The sequence below is a fragment of the Streptomyces sp. ME19-01-6 genome (assembly GCF_033793745.1).
GTDB lineage: Bacteria > Actinomycetota > Actinomycetes > Streptomycetales > Streptomycetaceae > Streptomyces.
In genome coordinates this window covers 293,315-311,382 of the sequence record NZ_JARAXF010000003.1, presented here as the reverse complement: position 1 = coordinate 311,382, position 18,068 = coordinate 293,315, and the positions used below count along the sequence as shown (strand labels likewise).

At 72.3% G+C, this 18,068-nt stretch carries 15 protein-coding genes and 2 pseudogenes; 6 read left to right on the top strand and 11 right to left on the bottom strand.

Annotated features, from left to right (window positions below; genetic code table 11):
- Position 1: 1 nt before the first annotated feature.
- Both PV419_RS07960 and PV419_RS07955 read right to left on the bottom strand, forming a co-directional pair.
- Entirely contained in the window at positions 2-2,554 is a 2,553-nt protein-coding gene (locus PV419_RS07960; RefSeq protein WP_319687062.1) for a SpoIIE family protein phosphatase, read from the bottom strand.
- A gap of 174 nt (positions 2,555-2,728) precedes the next feature.
- Positions 2,729-4,147 carry a PLP-dependent aminotransferase family protein gene (locus PV419_RS07955; RefSeq protein ID WP_319687060.1) on the bottom strand — a complete coding sequence of 473 codons (1,419 nt, stop codon included), beginning with the start codon at positions 4,145-4,147 and terminating at the stop codon, positions 2,729-2,731.
- A gap of 93 nt (positions 4,148-4,240) precedes the next feature.
- Here PV419_RS07955 and PV419_RS07950 point away from each other — a divergent pair.
- A pseudogene (locus PV419_RS07950) lies at positions 4,241-5,614 on the top strand (pyridoxal phosphate-dependent decarboxylase family protein); the annotation flags it as partial.
- Here PV419_RS07950 and PV419_RS07945 read toward each other — a convergent pair.
- Positions 5,515-6,432, bottom strand: coding sequence for a type I glyceraldehyde-3-phosphate dehydrogenase (locus PV419_RS07945; RefSeq protein ID WP_415925255.1), 918 nt, complete (start codon positions 6,430-6,432; stop codon positions 5,515-5,517). The pseudogene PV419_RS07950 and the gene PV419_RS07945 overlap by 100 nt on opposite strands.
- Between PV419_RS07945 and PV419_RS07940 the strand changes: the two genes are divergently transcribed.
- A complete protein-coding gene (locus PV419_RS07940; RefSeq protein ID WP_319687055.1) occupies positions 6,320-6,685 on the top strand; it encodes a MarR family winged helix-turn-helix transcriptional regulator in 366 nt (121 codons plus the stop codon). The genes PV419_RS07945 and PV419_RS07940 overlap by 113 nt on opposite strands.
- A 106-nt stretch (positions 6,686-6,791) precedes the next feature.
- On the opposite strand, the gene sodN is transcribed toward PV419_RS07940, so the two are convergent.
- Positions 6,792-7,187: a superoxide dismutase, Ni gene (sodN, locus tag PV419_RS07935; protein WP_319687053.1), complete on the bottom strand. Its 396-nt coding sequence runs from the start codon at positions 7,185-7,187 to the stop codon at positions 6,792-6,794.
- Here sodN and sodX point away from each other — a divergent pair.
- Positions 7,075-7,644, top strand: a pseudogene (gene sodX, locus PV419_RS53210) (nickel-type superoxide dismutase maturation protease); the annotation flags it as partial. The gene sodN and the pseudogene sodX sit on opposite strands and share 113 nt — an antisense overlap.
- 59 nt (positions 7,645-7,703) lie before the next feature.
- Here the strand turns inward: sodX and PV419_RS07925 are convergent.
- Positions 7,704-8,387, bottom strand: coding sequence for a CGNR zinc finger domain-containing protein (locus PV419_RS07925; RefSeq protein ID WP_319687051.1), 684 nt, complete (start codon positions 8,385-8,387; stop codon positions 7,704-7,706).
- An 86-nt stretch (positions 8,388-8,473) separates the two neighbouring features.
- Between PV419_RS07925 and PV419_RS07920 the strand changes: the two genes are divergently transcribed.
- The gene (locus PV419_RS07920; RefSeq protein ID WP_319687049.1) at positions 8,474-9,262 is read left to right on the top strand and encodes a class I SAM-dependent methyltransferase; all 789 of its coding nucleotides are present in this window, start codon (positions 8,474-8,476) and stop codon (positions 9,260-9,262) included.
- Between the two features lie 84 nt (positions 9,263-9,346).
- Here PV419_RS07920 and PV419_RS07915 read toward each other — a convergent pair whose 3' ends face one another.
- From PV419_RS07915 to PV419_RS07905, 3 genes are read right to left on the bottom strand one after another with little or no spacing between them, the layout of a single operon-like run.
- Complete coding sequence (locus tag PV419_RS07915) at positions 9,347-10,108, bottom strand: amino acid ABC transporter ATP-binding protein (RefSeq protein ID WP_319687047.1); 762 nt, start codon at positions 10,106-10,108, stop codon at positions 9,347-9,349.
- Positions 10,105-11,052 (bottom strand): amino acid ABC transporter permease, encoded by a 948-nt coding sequence (locus tag PV419_RS07910; RefSeq protein WP_319687045.1) that lies wholly within the window; start codon positions 11,050-11,052, stop codon positions 10,105-10,107. Before PV419_RS07910 ends, PV419_RS07915 begins: the two co-directional genes overlap by 4 nt.
- 45 nt (positions 11,053-11,097) lie before the next feature.
- Positions 11,098-12,051: an ABC transporter substrate-binding protein gene (locus PV419_RS07905; RefSeq protein WP_319687043.1), complete on the bottom strand. Its 954-nt coding sequence runs from the start codon at positions 12,049-12,051 to the stop codon at positions 11,098-11,100.
- Positions 12,052-12,583: 532 nt separating this feature from the next.
- On the opposite strand from PV419_RS07905, the gene PV419_RS07900 reads away from it, so the two are divergent.
- Both PV419_RS07900 and PV419_RS07895 read left to right on the top strand, forming a co-directional pair.
- A complete protein-coding gene (locus PV419_RS07900) occupies positions 12,584-13,816 on the top strand; it encodes an NADP-dependent malic enzyme (RefSeq protein WP_319687041.1) in 1,233 nt (410 codons plus the stop codon).
- A 251-nt stretch (positions 13,817-14,067) separates the two neighbouring features.
- Complete coding sequence (locus tag PV419_RS07895; RefSeq protein ID WP_319687039.1) at positions 14,068-15,030, top strand: zinc-binding dehydrogenase; 963 nt, start codon at positions 14,068-14,070, stop codon at positions 15,028-15,030.
- Positions 15,031-15,045: 15 nt separating this feature from the next.
- Here the strand turns inward: PV419_RS07895 and PV419_RS07890 are convergent, their stop codons facing one another.
- The 3 genes from PV419_RS07890 to PV419_RS07880 all read right to left on the bottom strand — a co-directional run bounded on the left by PV419_RS07890 (position 15,046) and on the right by PV419_RS07880 (position 17,922).
- Positions 15,046-15,762, bottom strand: coding sequence for an antibiotic biosynthesis monooxygenase (locus PV419_RS07890; RefSeq protein ID WP_319687037.1), 717 nt, complete (start codon positions 15,760-15,762; stop codon positions 15,046-15,048).
- 160 nt (positions 15,763-15,922) lie between these two features.
- Complete coding sequence (locus PV419_RS07885; protein WP_319687035.1) at positions 15,923-16,996, bottom strand: PadR family transcriptional regulator; 1,074 nt, start codon at positions 16,994-16,996, stop codon at positions 15,923-15,925.
- On the bottom strand, positions 16,996-17,922 hold the full coding sequence (locus PV419_RS07880; RefSeq protein ID WP_319687033.1) for a DUF4097 family beta strand repeat-containing protein: 927 nt from the start codon (positions 17,920-17,922) through the stop codon (positions 16,996-16,998). Before PV419_RS07880 ends, PV419_RS07885 begins: the two co-directional genes overlap by 1 nt.
- Positions 17,923-18,068: the final 146 nt, after the last annotated feature.

The following is an 18,068-nucleotide window of genomic DNA, read 5'->3' as shown; positions in this document are numbered from 1 at the left end:
GTCACTCGGACGACGGCAGCGCCTGCTCCGCCCAGATCGTCTTCCCGATGGCCGAGTGCCGGCTGCCCCAGCGCAGGCTGAGCTGGGCGACCAGCAGCAGCCCGCGGCCGCCCTCGTCGAAGACGCGGGCGCGGCGCAGATGCGGGGCGGTGTTGCTGCCGTCGGAGACCTCGCAGATCAGCGTGTGGTCGTAGATCAGACGCAGCTGGATGGGCGCGGTGGCGTGCCGCATGGCGTTGGTGACCAACTCGCTGACGACCAGTTCGGTGGTGAACACGGCCTCCTCCAGCCCCCAGGCCATCAGCTGGTCCGTCACATCCCGGCGGGCCCGGGCCACGAGGGCCGGGTCGGCGGGCACGTCCCAGGTCGCCACGCGCGACGCGTCCAGACCGCGGGTGCGGGCCAGGAGCAGGGCGACATCGTCGGAGGCGCCGTGCTCGGGGAGCAGCGTCCGCAGGACGCTGTCGCACCCCGCCTCCAGGGAGGGGGTGAGGCGGGACAGCGCGCCGGTGAGGGCGGTGAGCCCTTCGTCGAGGTCGCGGCCCCGGCCGCCGATCAGGCCGTCGGTGTAGAGGGCGAGCACCGCGTCCTCGGGCATGTCGAATCCGACCGCTTCGAAGGGCAGACCGCCGACGCCCAGCGGCGGCCCGGCCGGCACCTGGACGGGGCTCACCGTGCCGTCGGGGGCCACCAGGACCGGCGGCGGATGGCCGGCGCGGGCGAGCGAGCAGCGGCGGGCGACCGGGTCGTAGACCGCGTACAGGCAGGTGGCCCCGACGTCCCCGGTGGGCGTGATGTCCTCGGTCGCCCCGGCGTCCCCGGTGGGCGTGCCCGCGGTGCCCTCGGCGGACAGGCGGATGACGAGGTCGTCGAGGTGGGTGAGCAGTTCGTCGGGCGCCAGGTCGACGTCGGCCAGTGTGCGTACCGCCGTACGCAGCCGGCCCATCGTGGCCGAGGCCTGGATCCCGTGGCCGACCACGTCGCCGACGACCAGCGCGACCCGCGCCCCGGACAGCGGGATCACATCGAACCAGTCGCCGCCCACCCCGGCGTACGGCCCGGCGGGCTGGTAGCGGAAGGCGACGTCCAGCGCGGTGGGCCTGGGCAGCGTCTGGGGCAGCAGGCTGCGCTGCAGCGCCAGGGCGGTGTCGCGCTCCCGGGTGAAGCGGCGCGCGTTGTCCAGGCAGACGGCGGCCCGGGTGGTGATCTCCTCCGCGAGCAGCACGTCGTCGTGGGTGAACGGATCGGGCCGGGTGTGGCGGGAGAAGACGGCCACCCCGAGGGTGATCCCGCGGGCCCGGATGGGCACGGACATCATCGAGTGGAAGCCGTAGGTGCGCAGCGTGGCGGCGAGGGCGGCGTTCTCGGCCGCCCAGCGCCTGATGGCGGGGTCGGTCTCGCGGTGGATGATGGGATGGACCGCCGCCAGGGAGGTGGCCTGCGGGGAGTACTCCGGATAGGTGTCCGCCTGCCCCAGCTTCACCACGGCCTCCGGCGTGCCCGTGAGGATGGACTGGTGGGCGATCCGGCGCAGTACGACGGGGCCGACGAGCGGGCCGGGCAGCGGCTCGCCGAACGCCTCGGCCCCGGCCCCCTCGGCCTCCTGGCCATGGCCTTGCCGCTCCAGCAGGTCGACGCTGATGAAGTCGGCCAGGCCCGGGACGCCCACGTCGGCCAGTTCCTGCGCGGTGCGGGTGACGTCGAGCGTGGTGCCGATGCGCACGCTGGATTCGCTGAGCAGCAGCAGCCGCTGCCGGGCGAGGTACTGCTCGGTGATGTCATGGGCGGCCAGACAGACGCCGTGCACCTCGCCGTCCGCCGTCCTGAGCGGGGCGAGGCGGGCGGACCAGGCGTGTGCGTGGGCCTCGGCGCCGACGCGGCGGTACGTCTCCACATCGCGCGGCTCCCCGGTGCCCAACACCTCGGCCATGTGCTGTTCGAGCTCTTCGCTCTCCAGCTTCCCGCCGATCTCCGACAGCCGCAGGCCGCGGACCTCGTCCTCGGGCGCGCCGATCACCTGGGCCATCTGAGCGTTGATCTTGCGCAGCCGCAGCATGTTGTCGTAGATCGCCACCGCGCAGGGGGACTGCTGGGACGCCAGCGCCAGCAGGGTGTCGTCCCCCGCCTCCTCGATGGCCCTGGCGGCCTCCGCGCCCTCGACGTCATCGCCTCCGCCGGCAGGGCCCGGGAGCGCGGCGGCCAGCAGCCAGTCGCCCGGAGCTTTGTCGGCCGGCTCGCCGCGGTGGGCCAGCAGCCGGACCCGCACGGGGCGGCCGTCACGGTGGCGCAGGGTCAGCGTGCCGCTCCAGCGGGAGAGGGCCATGACGGCCCGTACGTCGGCAGGGGAGACCTCCTCGGCGAGCAGCGCGGCGGCCCGCCGCCCCACCACCTCCGCGGGGAGGTGGCCGAGCAGCCGCCGGGCGCCCTCGTTCCAGCTGGTCACGACTGCGTCAGCGCTGATCGTGGCCCTGGCCGTGGCCGCCTCGTCGAACGGGTCGACCCGCCGGTCGCCGAGCCCGTCGCTACCGGGAAGGGCGCTCTCGTGGCCCGTCATCGTCGATCTTTCCCACCTTCACCACGCCTGGCCCCGGCCTCCGAGGGGAGGAGGTCACCAGGGCGCGCAGATCCAGCGTCGTGCACATCCGTCCTCACATCAACCGGTGTGCGCCGCGGACCCCTTCGTCGCGGCCCGTACGCGCTGCCGTCAGGGCCCGGTGGCGCGCTGCTGTCAGGGCCCGTACGCCGCGTCCAGGACGGCCGCGACGCGGTCGAGCGCAGAGGTCGGCGGGGTGTAGGGCAGCCGCAGGTAGTGGGTGAGCGTGCGGTCGGCCGCGAAGCCCGGGCCGGGCGACACCTCCACCCCCAGCGCACGGGCCCGCGCCGCCACCGCGTCGGCCCGCGCGCCGGCCAGCCGCAGCCACAGGGCGAGCCCTCCGGATGGGACGCCGAAGCTCCAGCGCTCGTCCCCGGCCAGCAGCCCGGCCAGGTGGTCGCGCTGCCGCCGCAGCTCCGCCCGGCGCGGCAGCAGCACCGGCATCGGGTCGCTCAGCAGCTCGGCGGCCACCAGCTGCTGCATCGGCGACGCGGACAGCGGCGGGCACAGCGGGTCGCGGCTCAGCTCGCCGATCAGGCCGGCCGGCCCCCGGATCCAGCCGATGCGCAGACCGCCCCACACGGTCTTGGCCGCCGAGCCGATCAGCAGGGCGCGGCGGATGCGGGGCGGCGCCGCCCGGCTCCCGGCGTCCTCGCGCAGGTCGAGGTCGCGCATCGTCTCGTCCGCGACGACCGTGACCCGGTGGCGTGCGGCCGACTCGGCGACGGCCCGCCGGGTACGGGGCGTCATGAGCGCGCCGGTCGGATTCTGGAAGTCGGGCACCAGGTAGGCCAGTCCGCCGCGGGCCGCGCGGAAGGAGTCGTCGAGCTGGTCGAGGTCCCAGCCGTCGCCGGTGACCCGGCAACCGGTCAGGCGTGCTCCGGCCCCGCGCAGCAAGGGGAGGGCGCCGAAATAGGTGGGGATCTCGACGGCCGCGACGCGTGGGCGCAGATGCGCGGCGATCAGCGCGAGGGCGGCGCGGGCGCCCGAGGTGACCAGGATCTGCTCGGGCCGGGTGGGCAGCCCCTCGTCCGTGTGCCGCCGGGCGATCAGCGACCGCAGCTCGGGCAGCCCCGGCCCCGGCTCCCCGTCCTGGGCCAGCACGGGGTCCGCCCGCTCGGCGGCCCGCAGCATGGCCGCCTGATAGGCCGCGCGGGGCGCGGCCGGCACGGCCTGGCGCAGGTCCATGGCGCCGGCCTCCCCGGTCGCGGAGAGGGGCGCGATGTGCGCGGCCGCCGCGGGAGGCAGCCGTACGGTGCTGGCGCTGCCGTGCCGGGTGTGGAGCCACCCGCCGTCCCGCAGTGTGGTCAGCGCCGCGGTCAGGGTGCCGCGGCTGACGCCGAGCGCGGCGGCCAGGCGGCGTTCGGCGGGCAGCCTGCCGCCGGTGCGCAGCCGACCGTCCAGCACGGCCTCCCGTATGGCCCCGGCCAGCGCGGCGACCAGGGAAGTGCCGGGTTCGCGCCACTCGCCCACCATCCTGACCAGCTGCTCAGCGCTGATACGGAGATCGCTGAGATCGCCGTTACGGACATCGGTCGTACGGACGTCGCCCACTGGTCCAGTTTTCCACGATTGGACCAGGCTCCTTGACCTCCTGCCTGCCTAGGGTCGGCCCGAGCACCCACCGAGACGGAGAACGGAGCCGATATGCACCCTCGACTCGCCCATGACCTGGCCGACCTGCCCGACGCCCTGGAGGCCACCCGGCTGCTCGCCACGGGCGTTCTCGACGGGCTGGAGGAGCGGCCGGTGGTCCCCTCCGTACGGCCGCCCGAGCCGGTACCGCTGCCCGCCGACGGGGCCGGACTGCGGGCCGCGCTGGCGGAGTTCGCCGAACGCTGGGAGCCCGCCTTCGGAGCGAGCCCCGGGCCGCGCTACCTCGGGTTCGTCACCGGCGGCACCACCCCGGCCGCGCTGGCCGGGGACTGGCTGACCGCGGCCCTGGACCAGAACTCCAACTCCTCGCTGGACGGCACCGGGCAGCACCTGGAGCGGCAGACGGTCGGCTGGCTGCGTGAGCTGTTCGGCCTCGGCGCGGCCCACGAGGGCGCGTTCGTCAGCGGCGCCACGATGTCCAACACGGTCGGCCTGGCAATCGCCCGCGAGTGGCTGGGGGAGCGCCGGGGCGTCTCGGTCGCCGAGGCCGGAGCGGCGGCCCTCGGGCCGGTGCGAGTGCTGTCCGGCAGCCCGCACTCCAGCGTCGCCAAGGCCCTGTCCATGCTCGGCCTGGGCCGCGGCGCGCTGGTCCCGGTGGCGACCCTGCCCGGGCGGGAGGCGGTCGACCCGGCCGCGCTGGAGGAGGCGCTGGACCGGGCCGACGGCCCGTGCGTGGTCGTCGCGAACGCGGGCACGGTCAACACCGTCGACTTTGACGACCTGCGCGCCGTCGCCGCGCTGAAGGAGCGCCACGACTTCTGGCTCCACGTGGACGCCGCCTTCGGCGCCTTCGCCGCACTCTCCCCACGCCACGCCCACCTCGTGGCCGGCCTGGACGCGGCCGACTCGGTCTGCGTGGACCTCCACAAGTGGCTGAATGTGCCGTACGACAGCGCCGTCCAGTTCACCCGCCGCCGCGACCTGCAGACCCGCGTCTTCCAGAACGCGGCCGCCTACCTCGGCCCGCTCGGCGCGATCCCCGACCTCGTCCACCTCACCCCCGAGAACTCCCGCCGCCTGCGCGCCCTCGCCGCCTGGTTCACGCTGCGGGCCTACGGCCGGGACGGGCACCGCGACATCGTCGAGCGCTGCACGGACTGCGCCCAGGCCCTGGGCGAGGCCGTCGACGCCACCCCAGGGCTGCGGCTCCTCGCGCCCGTCCGGCTGAACGTCGTCTGCTTCACCCTGGCCGAGGACCCGACCCCCGAACGGCTCGCCGCCTTCGCCGAGTCGCTGGCCGACGAGGTCTTCCTCACCCCTACCGGCTACGCGGGCGTCCCCGCGCTGCGGGCGGCCTTCAGCAACTGGCGCACCACCGGGGCCGATGTGCGCCGCATCGCCCGGCGCCTCGGCGAGGCGGCGCGAGGTGCTGATACGGCTGAGTGATCCGGGTCGGCGGCGGCCCGGGCGTAGATCTCCTTGATCTCGTTCACGGTGGTGGGGCGGCGGGTGGTGACGGTCAGGTCGGTGACCGAGCCGGTGGGGACGGGGACCCGCAGGGCGTAGGCGTCGAGCCGGCCCCGGAGTTCGGGCAGGACGAGGCCGATGGCCTTGGCGGCGCCGCTGGAGGTGGGGACGACGTTGAGGGCCGCGGCGCGGGCGCGCCGCAGGTCCTTGTGCGGGGCGTCCTGGAGGTTCTGGTCCTGGGTGTAGGCGTGGACGGTGGTCATCATGCCGGAGTCGATGCCGACGGCGTCGTGCAACACCTTGGCCAGCACCCCGAGGCAGTTGGTGGTGCAGGAGGCGTTGGAGATGATGGTGTGGCGCTCCGGGTCGTACGCGTCGTCGTTGACGCCGAGCACGATCGTGACGTCTTCGCCGCTGGCCGGGGCGGGGATGATGACCTTCTTCGCGCCGCCCTCGACATGCGCGCGGGCCCTGGCGGCGTCGGTGAAGATGCCGGTGGACTCGATGACCACGTCCACCCCGAGGTCCCCCCAGGGCAGGGCGGCGGGGTCGCGCTCGGCCAGGATCTTGAGGGTCGTGTCGCCGGCGCGGATCGCGCCGGGCTCGGCGGTGATCTCCCCGGGGAAGCGGCCCAGGATCGAGTCGTAGGCCAAAAGATGGGCCATGGTCGCCACGTCGCCGAGGTCGTTCACCGCGACGATCTCCAGGTCCGCGCCCCGGGCGGCCGCGGCGCTGTCCGAACGCACCAGGACCGAGCAGGTCACCCAGCCCGCCATCACCCAGCTGGTCACCCGGCTGGAGCGGGACGGGCTGGTGGAGCGCCGCCCGGACCCGAGCGACGGGCGCGCTGTCCTGGTTCACATCACCGAGGCCGGCCGGCAGATCGGCCGGTCGCGCCACGAGGACCGGACGCGGCATCTTGCGCCGCTCCTGTCCCGGCTGACCGCCGAACAGCGACAGGCGATCGCGGACGCGCTGCCCGCGCTGGCCCGCCTCGCGGAACTCGGGCGAGGGCGACGCCTGTCGTGAGAAGGCCTGTCGGAAAGAAGGCCGGTAACAAGGCCGCACCCGGTCCGTCAGGCCGCCGTGCTCGGCGATCTGCGGACCGGGTGCGGTCCCGAAGGCTGATCCGGGATCAGGCCTTCTTCGTCTCCCAGAAGATCTTGTCGATCTGGGCGATGTAGTCCAGAGCCTTCTGACCCGTGGCCGGGTCCGTGGAGCCCTTGGCGGCGCTCAGAGCCTTGAGGGCGTCGTTGACCAGCTGGTGCAGGTCCGGGTACTTCTCGAAGTGCGGCGGCTTGAAGTAGTCGCTCCACAGCACCGAGATGTGGTGCTTGGCGAGCTCCGCGCGCTGCTCCTTGATGACGGTGGCGCGAGCCCGGAAGTGCGGGTCCTCGTTGGCCTGGTACTTCTCCTGGATGGCCTTGACGGACTCGGCCTCGATACGGGCCTGGGCCGGGTCGTACACACCGCAGGGCAGGTCGCAGTGCGCGCTGACCTTGACCTTCGGGGCGAACAGGCGGGAGAGCATACAGCTGTCCTTCCTTAGTGATCGTCTTCTCAGGTGCGAGATTACTCCGTGGGGGAAGGCTTTTCTCGGGTGCCCCGGGGGGCTTAGGTCAAAAGTCCAGTGGCAGCCTGGGATGCCTGGGATGCTGAATGTGTACGTGACCGGAGGTGCCGTGATGCGAGAGCAGCTGCACGATCGCGGGCAGGAGCAGGACCGCGAGCGCGGTGGGCTGCTGCGGATCGGGCTCGCCGAGGTGTACAACCCGTCGATGGTGCCGACGCTGAACCCCGGCGACCAGCTGGTCGTCCGGTACGGCGCGGCCATCCGCGCGGGTGACGTCGTGGTGCTGCGGCATCCGTTCCGCCAGGACCTGTTGATCGTCAAGCGCGCGGTGGAGCGGCGCGACGGCGGCTGGTGGGTCATGGGGGACAACCCGTATGTGGAGAACGACAGCCGGGAGTTCGGCGTCGTGCCGGACGACCTGGTGGTGGCCAGGGGTTGGGTGCGGCTGCGGCCGCTGCCGGGCGCGGGGTCGGGTCAGCGGTCGGTGACCGGGATGCTGTCGTGGGCGGTGTCCGCGGTGCGGCCGGTGCGGCCGGTGCGGCCATCGCGGTCCGCGCGGTCGCTGCTGGGCTGGCGCGGGGCGCTGTCGGAGCGCTCGGCGTCCAGGCGCTTGCGGGCGCGGTAGGCGGCGACGTTGGCGCGGGTGGCGCAGCGGTCGGAGCAGTAGCGCCGGGATCGATTTGTCGATGTGTCGAGATAGGCGTTGCGACAGGGCGGCGCCTCGCAGATCCCGAGGCGGTCCACGCCCAGCTCGGTGAGGTGGAAGGCGAGCCCCATGGAGGCGGTCGCGGCATAGCCGGCGCCCGCGTTGGCCGCGTAGTCGGCGATGTGCATATGCCAGTCGGGGCGGCCGTCCTCGTCCCGGTGCTGATGCCCGGAGATCTGCGGGCTGACCGGGAACTCGATCAGCAGCGCGTTCAGCAGGTCCACGGCCAGCACCTCGTCCCCGCCCGCCGCCGCCTCGAAGACGGCGCGCAGCCGGGCGCGCACCGATCTCAGCCGGGTGACATCGGCGTCGGTGGCGCGCCGCGCCGCCTGCTGGCTCGCCCCGAAGAGCTCGCGCACGGCCTCGACCGAGGTGAGGGTGTCGGTGCCGCGCGCGGGTTCCTCGCTGTTGATCAGGCGCACGGCGAGATCCGAGTAATAAGCCAGTTCCACTTGTGGTCCTTACGAGGGCGGGTCTAGGGTCGGTAATGGCTGCTCTAGGTACGAGGGTATTACGTCGAAGAGACGGGGAGAGCACGATGGTGGACACCGTCGCCGCGCCGGACTGGCGGGCGTGGCAGCAGAGCTGGGATCGGCAGCAGGAGTGGTACATGCCGGACCGCGAGGAGCGGTTCCGGGTGATGCTGGACGCGGTGGAGGCGCTGGTCGGCCCGGAGCCGCGGATCCTGGACCTGGCCTGCGGCACGGGCAGCATCACCGACCGGGCGCTGCGCAGATTCCCCCGCGCGACCAGCACGGGCGTGGACCTGGACCCCGCGCTGCTGACCATCGCGCGCGGCCACTTCGCGGCGGACGACCGGGTCCGGTTCGTCACGGCGGATCTGCGTGACCCCGAGTGGACGGCCAAGCTGCCGCACCGCTCGTACGACGCCGTGCTCACCGCCACCGCGCTGCACTGGCTGGACAGCGACGCGCTGCGCGCGCTGTACGGGCAGCTGGCCGGCGTGGTGCGGGACGGCGGGGTGTTCCTCAACGCCGACCACATGCCGGGGGAGGGTACGCCGCGGATCGACGCCGCCGTGCGCGCGTTCGAGCACGCCCGGCAGGAGCGGGCCAGGACCGAGGGCGCGCAGGACTGGGTGGCGTGGTGGCAGGCGGCGGCCGCGGACACGGCGCTCGGCGCGCCGGCCGCCGAGCGGTTCAAGATCTTCGGTAACCCGGCCGACGGACCCGACCACGCGAACGGCGTGGCCGAGGCGTTCCAGCCGGTCGGCTGGCACGCGGACACGCTGCGCGAGGTGGGGTTCGGCGAGGCGCGGGCCGTGTGGTGCTCCCCCTCGGACGCGATGGTGCTCGGGCTGAAGTAGCGGAAGCGCGTATGGGCGGTACGGGCCGAATCCGGCCCGTACCGCCCGTATCGCTCATGCGCTGCCGAACGGCTCTGGAGAACCCTAAAGAACCTTCGACAGGAACGACTTCGTCCGCTCGTGCCGCGGATTGGTGAGCACCTCGCGCGGGTGCCCGGACTCCACGACCACCCCGTCGTCCATGAACACGACCGAGTCCCCGACCTCCCGGGCGAAGCCCATCTCGTGGGTCACCACGACCATGGTCATACCGTCCTCGGCCAGTCCGCGCATCACGTCCAGCACATCGCCGACCAGCTCGGGGTCGAGCGCCGAGGTGGGCTCGTCGAAAAGCATCAGCTTCGGCTCCATGGCCAGCGCCCGGGCGATGGCCACCCGCTGCTGCTGGCCGCCGGAGAGCTGCGAGGGGTAGTTGCCCGCCTTGTCGGAGAGCCCCACCCGGTCCAGCAGCTTCAGCGCGCGCTCCCGGGCGACCGCCTTGCTCTCGCGCTTGACCTGGACCGGCGCCTCCATGACGTTCTCCACCGCCGTCATGTGCGGGAAGAGGTTGAAGCGCTGGAAGACCATGCCGATGTCCCGGCGCTTCTCGGCGACCTCGCGGTCCTTGAGCTCGTAGAGCTTGTCGCCCTTCTGCCGGTAGCCGACCAGCTCGCCGTCCACGTACAGCCGCCCGGAGTTGATCTTCTCCAGGTGGTTGATGCAGCGCAGGAAGGTGGACTTGCCGGAGCCGGACGGGCCGATCAGACAGAAGACCTCGCGGGGCGCGACCTCCAGGTCGATGCCCTTGAGGACCTGAACGGCGCCGAAGGACTTGTGGACGCCCTCGGCCTTCACCATGGCGGTCATGACGTGCCCACACCTCCTGCGGAGCGGTTGGAGAAGGAGAACAGGTTGACCCGGATCCGCTGCAGCGGGGTCATGGGCAGGCTCCGGCTCGAGCCGCGGGCGTAGTACCGCTCCAGGTAGTACTGGCCCACGCTCAGGACGGAGGTGAGGATGAGATACCAGGCGGCGGCCAGGAACAGCATCTCAGCGGCGGCGCCGGAGGTCTGGCCGATCTCCTGCGCGGCCTGCAGCAGGTCGAAGTACTGCACGGCGATGACCAGCGAGGTGGTCTTGAGCATGTTGATGAACTCGTTGCCGGTCGGCGGCACGATCACCCGCATCGCCTGCGGCAGCACGATCCGGCGCAGCGTCTTGGCGTGACTCATGCCGAGCGCGTGGGCCGCCTCGGTCTGGCCCTCGTCGACCGACTGGATGCCCGCCCGGCAGATCTCCGCCATGTACGCGGCCTCGTTCAGGCCGAGCCCGAGCAGGGCGGCCAGGAACGGGGTCATGAAGTCCGACCACTCGTCCTGGTAGATCGGCCCGAGGTTGATGTAGTCGAAGATCAGCCCCAGGTTGAACCAGAGCAGCAGCTGCACATAGACCGGGGTGCCGCGGAAGAACCAGATGTAGCCCCAGGCGATGGCGGCGGTCACCGGGTTCTTGGACAGCCGCATCACCGCCAGGATGATGCCGAGGACCACGCCGAGCGCCATGGCGGCGAGGGTGATCCAGGCGGTCTTGCCGACACCCGTGAGGATCTGGTCGTTGAAGAAGTTGTCCGGGATGGCGCCCCAGTTCACCTTCCCCTGGGAAAAGGCGTACACAATCGACGCCAGGAAGGCGATGACGACGACCGCGGCGACCCAGCGCCCGTAGTGGCGCACCGGGATGGCCTTGATGGTCTCCGGCGCGCGGGGTGGCGGGGCGTCCTTCGGGCCCACCTTGTCGATCTCAACAGTCACGGAAAGAGCCTTTCAGCGGGAGCGCGTGAGAGAGGGGAGGCCGGATCACTTGCCACCGTTGACGATGGCCTTGAGGACCGCGCCGTCCTGGACGCCCCACTTGGCGATGATTTTGTCGTATTCGCCGTTCGCGATGATGAAGGCGAGGGCCTGCCGGAGCGCGTCGCGCAGCTCGGTGTTCCCCTTGGCGACGGCGATGCCGTACGGGGCCGCCTCCACCTGCTCGCCGACGATCTCGAAGTCGTTGCCACCGCCGGAGGTCTTCACGGCGTAGGCGGCGACCGGGAAGTCGCTGGCGCCGGCGTCGCCCCCGCCGCCGCGCAGCCGGGTCTGGGCCTCGGTGTCGTTGCCGAACGCCTCGATCGAGATCTTGCCCTTCTTCTTCTCCTCGCAGGTCTTCGACTGGGCCTTCGCCAGGTCGTGCGAGACGGTGGCGCGCTGCACGACGATCTTCTTGCCGCACAGCTCGTCCCAGGTCTTGATCCCCTGGTCGTCGCCCTTCCTGGTGTAGATCGACACGCCGGCGGTGAAGTAGTCGACGAAGTCGACGCCCGGACCGACCTTCTTGCCGTTGTCCGGGTTGACCCCGTCCTGGCGGCCCTTGTTGTCGGTCATGGCCGACATGGCGATGTCGTACCGATTGGCGCGCAGGCCGGTCAGCAGGGTGTCGAACCCGGCGTTGTTGAACTCGAACTTCACGCCGAGCACCTTGCCCATCGCGGCGGCGAGGTCCGGGTCCAGGCCGACGACCTGGCCGTCCTTTTTGAACTCCACCGGCGGATAGTTGATGTCCGAGCCGACCTTGATGACACCCGCGCTCTGGATCTTCTTCGGCAACATGCTGAAGAGCGGCGCCGTGGTGGCCCCTCTGGTGGTGTTCGTCTTGTCTCTCTGGTCGCCGCAGCCCGTCAGGAGCAGGGCACCGGTGACCGCTATCGCGCCGACGACGGCCGCCCTGGGCTTTTTGCCGGTCCGTCGGCGCGTAATGCTGGCGGTCATGCTCGCTCCTCCTGCGGGGTGAGAGGGTATCCGTGTGGGCCGGAACACGTTTGTGGGTGTCGCGACCGTGTGTGATTGGGGCATCTTGCCACCGGACTGGCTCGATCAGACGTTCAGCCATGTCAAAATCGGATAACGGGCGACCCCCGTGGTGCACAGCGGCGGAAACGCCGGGCCGGAGGACCGCGGCCAATGGGCGGAACGAGACGTTCATCACGTTTCATCACATAAGGAAACGTGTCGAGTGTTGGACGTTCAAGGGTGATTCAATCGCTTTCGCGGGTAACGCGAGGTAATCGAACACCACATACACGGCCGCGGCGGGAAATCGTTCGTCCCCGGAAGAGCCCTTCCGGTAGAACGGGCGGTTACACCCCTCACCCGGGGCTCAGGGCGCGTGTGCGGCGCGCCCGGCGTTCGTATCTGGTTCCAGGCGGCGGATATCTGTCCAGTGGGACCCGGACGCGGTGCCCGCCCGCTCCCCAACCAGGGGCGGCTACCCTCAACAGAAATACGACAAAGGGGTCACATAGTGGCAGCGGAGATCGCGAATCCTCGCAGCGACAGTACGAACGGAAGCGCCGGAGACGCGGAGGGTGTCGCGGACGGAGAGCCCTTCGATCCGGCTTTCGCGCTCCACCGGGGCGGCAAGATGGCCGTTGAGGCGACGGTGCCGGTGCGGAACAAGGAAGACTTGTCCCTCGCCTACACGCCGGGCGTCGCGAAGGTCTGCAGCGCCATCGCGGAAAAGCCCGAGCTGGTCCATGAGTACACCTGGAAGTCCCAGGTCGTCGCGGTCGTCACGGACGGCAGCGCGGTGCTCGGGCTCGGGGACATCGGCCCGGAGGCCTCCCTGCCGGTGATGGAGGGCAAGGCCATCCTCTTCAAGCAGTTCGGCGGCGTCGACGCGGTGCCGATCGCCCTCGACTGCCGCGAGGTGGACGAGATCGTCGAGACCGTCGCCCGGCTCGCCCCCTCTTTCGGCGGCGTGAACCTGGAGGACATCTCCGCCCCGCGCTGCTTCGAGATCGAGCGCAAGCTCCAGGAGCGCGTCGACATCCCGATCTTCCACGACGACCAGCACGGCACTGCCGTCGTCACGCTCGCCGCCCTGCGCAACGCGGCCAAGCTGACCGACCGCTCCCTCGGCCAGCTGCGCGCCGTCATCTCCGGCGCGGGCGCCGCCGGGGTCGCCATCGCCAGGATCCTCGTCGAGGCGGGCATCGGCGACGTCGCGGTCTGTGACCGCAAGGGCATCGTGTCCGCCGACCGCGAGGACCTCACCGCCGTCAAGCGGGAGCTGGCCGGCTTCACCAACAAGGCCGGGCTGGCCGGTCCCATGGAGGCCGCGCTGGACGGCGCGGACGTCTTCATCGGGGTCAGCGGCGGCACGGTCCCCGAGCAGGCGGTCGCGAAGATGGCGCCCGGCTGCTTCATCTTCGCGATGGCCAACCCGACCCCGGAGATCCACCCGGACGTCGCCCACAAGTACGCCGCTGTCGTCGCCACCGGCCGCAGCGACTTCCCGAACCAGATCAACAACGTGCTGGCCTTCCCGGGCATCTTCGCCGGCGCGCTGCAGGTCCGGGCCTCCCGGATCACCGAGGGCATGAAGCTCGCCGCCGCCGAGGCGCTGGCCGCCGTGGTGGCCGACGAGCTGAGCGCCGACAAGGTCATCCCCTCGCCGTTCGACGAGCGGGTCGCCCCGGCCGTGACCGCGGCCGTCGCGGCGGCGGCGCGCGCCGAGGGCGTGGCGCGCCGCTGACGCCCGCCCCGCCAGGGGCCGCATCCCGTACGGGCCGGGCCGCCGCCTCCACACGAGGCAGCGGCCCGGCCGCCGTACGGCCCCCCGCCACTCACCCGCCTCGGTAGCGCGGGCGCGCCGGCCGCCCGGGGCAGCTGCGGCCGCGCGGGTGTCGGCCGGCCCGGTCGTGCGGCCCGCGGGCGGGGGCGCGCGGTGCGTGTCACACTGCGGCGTGGTTCCGCCGCCCGGCCGCCGCGCCTATCGTCGGGATCATGTTCGCTGCCTACGCCGCACGTATCGACCGTGACCAGCCGCTGAACGGCCTCGAACTGGGCGAGCGCCCCGAGCCCGAGGAGCGCTCCGGATGGTCGACCGTCACCGTCAAGGCCGCCTCGCTCAACCACCACGACCTGTGGTCGCTGCGCGGCGTCGGCCTCGGCGACGAGTCGCTCCCGATGATCCTCGGCTGTGACGCCGCCGGGATCGACGAGGACGGCAACGAGGTCGTCATCCACTCCGTCATCGGCCAGAGCGGGCACGGCGTCGGCCCCCGCGAGCCCCGCTCCATCCTCACCGAGCGCTACCAGGGCACGTTCGCGGAGAAGGTCGCCGTCCCCACCTGGAATCTGCTGCCCAAGCCCCAGGAGCTCTCCTTCGAGGAGGCGGCCTGCCTGCCGACGGCCTGGCTGACCGCCTACCGCATGCTGTTCACCAACGCGGGCGTGCGCCCCGGCGACAGCGTCCTGGTCCAGGGCGCTGGCGGCGGCGTGGCCACCGCGGCGATCGTGCTGGGCGCGGCGGCCGGGCTGCGGGTGCTGGCCACCAGCCGGGACGAGGCCAAGCGCAAGCGCGCGGTCGACCTGGGCGCCGAGGGCGCGTACGAGCCGGGGGAGCGGCTGCCACGGCGCGTGGACGCGGTGATCGAGACGGTCGGCGCGGCGACCTGGTCGCACTCGGTCAAGTCGCTCAAGCCCGGCGGCACGCTGGTCATCTCGGGCGCGACCAGCGGACCCAGCCCCAAGTCCGCCGAGCTCAACCGGATCTTCTTCCTGGAGCTGAAGGTCGTCGGCTCCACGATGGGCAGCAAGGAGGAGCTGGAGGACCTGCTGAGCTTCTGCGCGGCGCGCGGGGTGCGGCCGGTCATCGACTCGGTGCTGCCGCTGGACCGGGCCCGCGAGGGGTTCGAGAAGATGGCGGGCGGGGAGCTCTTCGGCAAGGTCGTGCTGACGGTCTGAGGCCTCTTATCGGCTTTACGGCCGTACGAAGCTCCGCTCGAAGCGGTACCGCTTGGCCGTGGTGCCCTTGAAGCCCGGGAAGTGACGGACCCGCTCCCACTCGGGGGTCGGATCGTCGGCCGCGATGGCCGCGTCGTACGCCTCCTCGCTGGTCCACTGGGCGTAGTTGAGCACCTCAACGCGGTTGTTGGCCAGATGGCGGGCGCCGCTGACGATCAGGTGGAAGTCGGCGGAGATGAGGCCGGGGCTCGGGGCGGGATCGGTCTCCAGGGCCTCGATGACCAGGTCGATCCACTTCCGCCGCAGGTCCGGGTCCGGGTCGTCGAAGTCGGCCTTGATGGCGACGATGCACCCGGGCACCCGCGGATCGCCCTCCGTCCGGGTGTCGAAGCCCCGGTAGCGGCGGTAGTTGGCGATGCCGTTGCGCTCGATGCCCGGCACGGCGGCGTCGATCTCGTCGACCCGCGCCTGGCGGTGGGCGCGGACGAAGGTGAGGTACGCCTCCTCACTCGTCCACTGGGAGTGGTGCATCAGCGTGTCGCCGTCCGTCCCCACGTAGACGTTCTGCGAGAGCAGCTCCGGGGTCGGCCAGGAGCGGCCGTTCCAGGAGGCGGCGAGGGCGTCCACCGTCGCCCGCTGCCGTTCCGGCGTGCCGACGCTCCAGGTGGAGAACAGGGCGGCGCCGACGTCGGGACGCGACAGGTCGGGCAGCGGGCTGGTGGCGCCGGGCATGGGGATCTCCTTCAGGATCGCGGGCGGCGGCGGTCTCGCCTCCGCCCGCGATCCTGATACCTCAACCGAGGTTGAGGTCAAGACTGTTCGCGACGCCACGCCCCCGTGGCGGCGGGAAGCCGAGGGCGAAGAACGGCCGGCGCATGGGGAGGACCGGGGCCTATCCCTTCGCCTGCCCCCGGAGCAGCGCCGTGATCTGGGCCGCCGTCGCCGCGAGCCGCCGCCGGGCCTCGGCCGCCTGGGCGGCGCTGACGCCGTGGTCGCGGGCCGTGTCGCGGACGTCGTCGCGGAAGCGGTCCAGGAGCCGGTCCAGATCGCGGGCCGGGTCGCCGGACGGGGTGAAGTCCCGGGCCCACTCCGGTTCGTGCCCGGCCGCCGCCTCCGGCGCGTCCGCGCGCTCGACGACGATCCCCGGCTCGGCCGGTCCGCACGGCTCCCCCCGCTCCGCGGCCCCGGCGCCCTGCCGCGAGATACGGCTCATGCCGCGCGACACCTCGGCCAGCCCCTCCCGCACCGCGCTCTGCCAGTCGCCCGTCCTCAGGTGCTCCTGTGTCTGCTCCTGCAGCCGCCGGGCCATCCGCTGCATCTCCTCGCGCGCGAAGTCCTGGGCGTCCTTGGCCTGCTGCCGGGCGCGCTGGGCGTCCTGCCGGGCGCGGCGGCTCTCCTCCTTGGCCCGGCGCGCCTGCTCCTTCCACTCATCCTTGGCGCGCCGCATCTCCTCCTTCGCCAGCCGCCACGCCTCCTTGTCCCCCCACGGGCCCTCCCACGGCCCGGGCTTCCCGCCCGGGCCGCCGGAGCCGCCGGAGCCGCCGGAGCCGGCCGAGTCGGCCGGCCCGTTGCCGGAGGAGCGGGCCTGCCGCGCCGCCTCCCGCATCTCGCGCCGCAGATCGCTGGCGGAGCCGCGTACGTCCTCGCGGATCTCGGCGGCGAGCTCGGCGACGGACTCGCGGATCTCGACCTCCAGGTCGGCCAGCTCGCCGCCGCGGTCGGCCAGTTCCGCGCGGCCGGCGTCGGTGATGGAGTAGACCTTGCGGCCGCCTTCGGTGGTGTGGGTGACCAGGCCCTCGGCCTCCAGCTTGGCCAGGCGCGGGTACACGGTGCCGGCGGAGGGCGCGTACAGGCCCTGGAAGCGCTCCTCCAGCAGGCGGATGACCTCGTAGCCGTGGCGCGGTGCCTCGTCGAGCAGCTTGAGGAGGTAGAGCCGCAGCCGGCCGTGGGCGAATACGGGGGGCATCAGAGGACCTTTCCCTCGGGGCGGTCAGGGCCTTGCGCCGGGGCGGGTGGGACGTCCGCGGGAGTGTCGGGGGCCGGCGTGTCGTCGGTGGGCGTGTCGTCGTCGGACGGCGGGCGGCGCAGCAGCGCTATCGCACCCGAGACGGTGGTGGCCTTGAGCCTGCCATTGCCCGCGCCGAGCCGGCCGGCGATGTGCTTGGCCCCCCACTGGCCGGTGACCCGCAGATCCTCGAAGGCGTTGGAGACGGCACCGCTCGCGGTGTGCGCCTCGACCTCGGCGTCGGCGGGGTGCGGCAGCCGGATCGCGATCTCGCCGGACACGGTGGTGAGGGTGATGTCCGCGCCGCCCGGTGCGGTGGCGGGGGCGAGGTCGAGCAGGATGTCGCCGCTGATGGTGTCGGCGCGTACCGAGTCGCCCGACCCCTCGATGACGGTCAGGTCGCCGGAGACGGAGTTGAAGCGCAGCCGCCCGGTGACGGCCTGGGCCTCGACCCGGCCCGAGACGGTGTCGGCGCGGACCGGGCCGGTCAGCCCGACCAGGGTGACGTCGCCGGAGACGCCGTGCACATCGGTGCGGCCGCTGAGCCCCGAGAGGACGGCGCCGACGCCGACTCCGCCGACCGAGGCGCTGGTACCGGTGGGCACGGCGAGGGTGAGGTGGACCGTACGGCTCCAGCCCTTGCGGTCGAGCCACTTGAGCCAGCCCTTCCATGGGACGTCGTCGTACCCGACCGTCAGCGTGCCTCCCTCGTGGGTGACGGTCAGCGGTGGGCCGTCGATCTCCGCGAGCTCCAGGCGGGCGGGGCCGGTGTCGGTGCCGACCACGTTGACGGTGCCGCCCACGACGCGCACCTGGAGGGTGGATACGGGGTCGTCGAAGGTGAGCTTCTGTGGTTCGGTCAACGACCACTTCGATCGGGCTGACATCCCTGACCTCCCCTGACTGGACGCCGGCGGGACCCCCGACCGGAACCCCGTGGCAGATGTGACGCAACATATCGCGTCTCCTGGTAGACACGATATATCGCGGACCCACGGAGTCAAGCAGGGATTCGCTAGAGCGTCGCTAGGGT

Coding starts and splice junctions, on each gene's coding strand:
- PV419_RS07880 (WP_319687033.1), bottom strand. CDS start 17,922: ATGTCAGCCCGATCGAAGTGGTCGTTGACCGAACCACAGAAGCTCACC.
- PV419_RS07960 (WP_319687062.1), bottom strand. CDS start 2,554: ATGACGGGCCACGAGAGCGCCCTTCCCGGTAGCGACGGGCTCGGCGAC.
- PV419_RS07915 (WP_319687047.1), bottom strand. CDS start 10,108: ATGACCGCCATGGTGAAGGCCGAGGGCGTCCACAAGTCCTTCGGCGCC.
- PV419_RS07895 (WP_319687039.1), top strand. CDS start 14,068: ATGTTCGCTGCCTACGCCGCACGTATCGACCGTGACCAGCCGCTGAAC.
- PV419_RS07920 (WP_319687049.1), top strand. CDS start 8,474: ATGGTGGACACCGTCGCCGCGCCGGACTGGCGGGCGTGGCAGCAGAGC.
- PV419_RS07905 (WP_319687043.1), bottom strand. CDS start 12,051: ATGACCGCCAGCATTACGCGCCGACGGACCGGCAAAAAGCCCAGGGCG.
- PV419_RS07940 (WP_319687055.1), top strand. CDS start 6,320: ATGGTCGCCACGTCGCCGAGGTCGTTCACCGCGACGATCTCCAGGTCC.
- PV419_RS07885 (WP_319687035.1), bottom strand. CDS start 16,996: ATGCCCCCCGTATTCGCCCACGGCCGGCTGCGGCTCTACCTCCTCAAG.
- PV419_RS07945 (WP_415925255.1), bottom strand. CDS start 6,432: ATGGCGGGCTGGGTGACCTGCTCGGTCCTGGTGCGTTCGGACAGCGCC.
- sodN (WP_319687053.1), bottom strand. CDS start 7,187: ATGCTCTCCCGCCTGTTCGCCCCGAAGGTCAAGGTCAGCGCGCACTGC.
- PV419_RS07890 (WP_319687037.1), bottom strand. CDS start 15,762: ATGCCCGGCGCCACCAGCCCGCTGCCCGACCTGTCGCGTCCCGACGTC.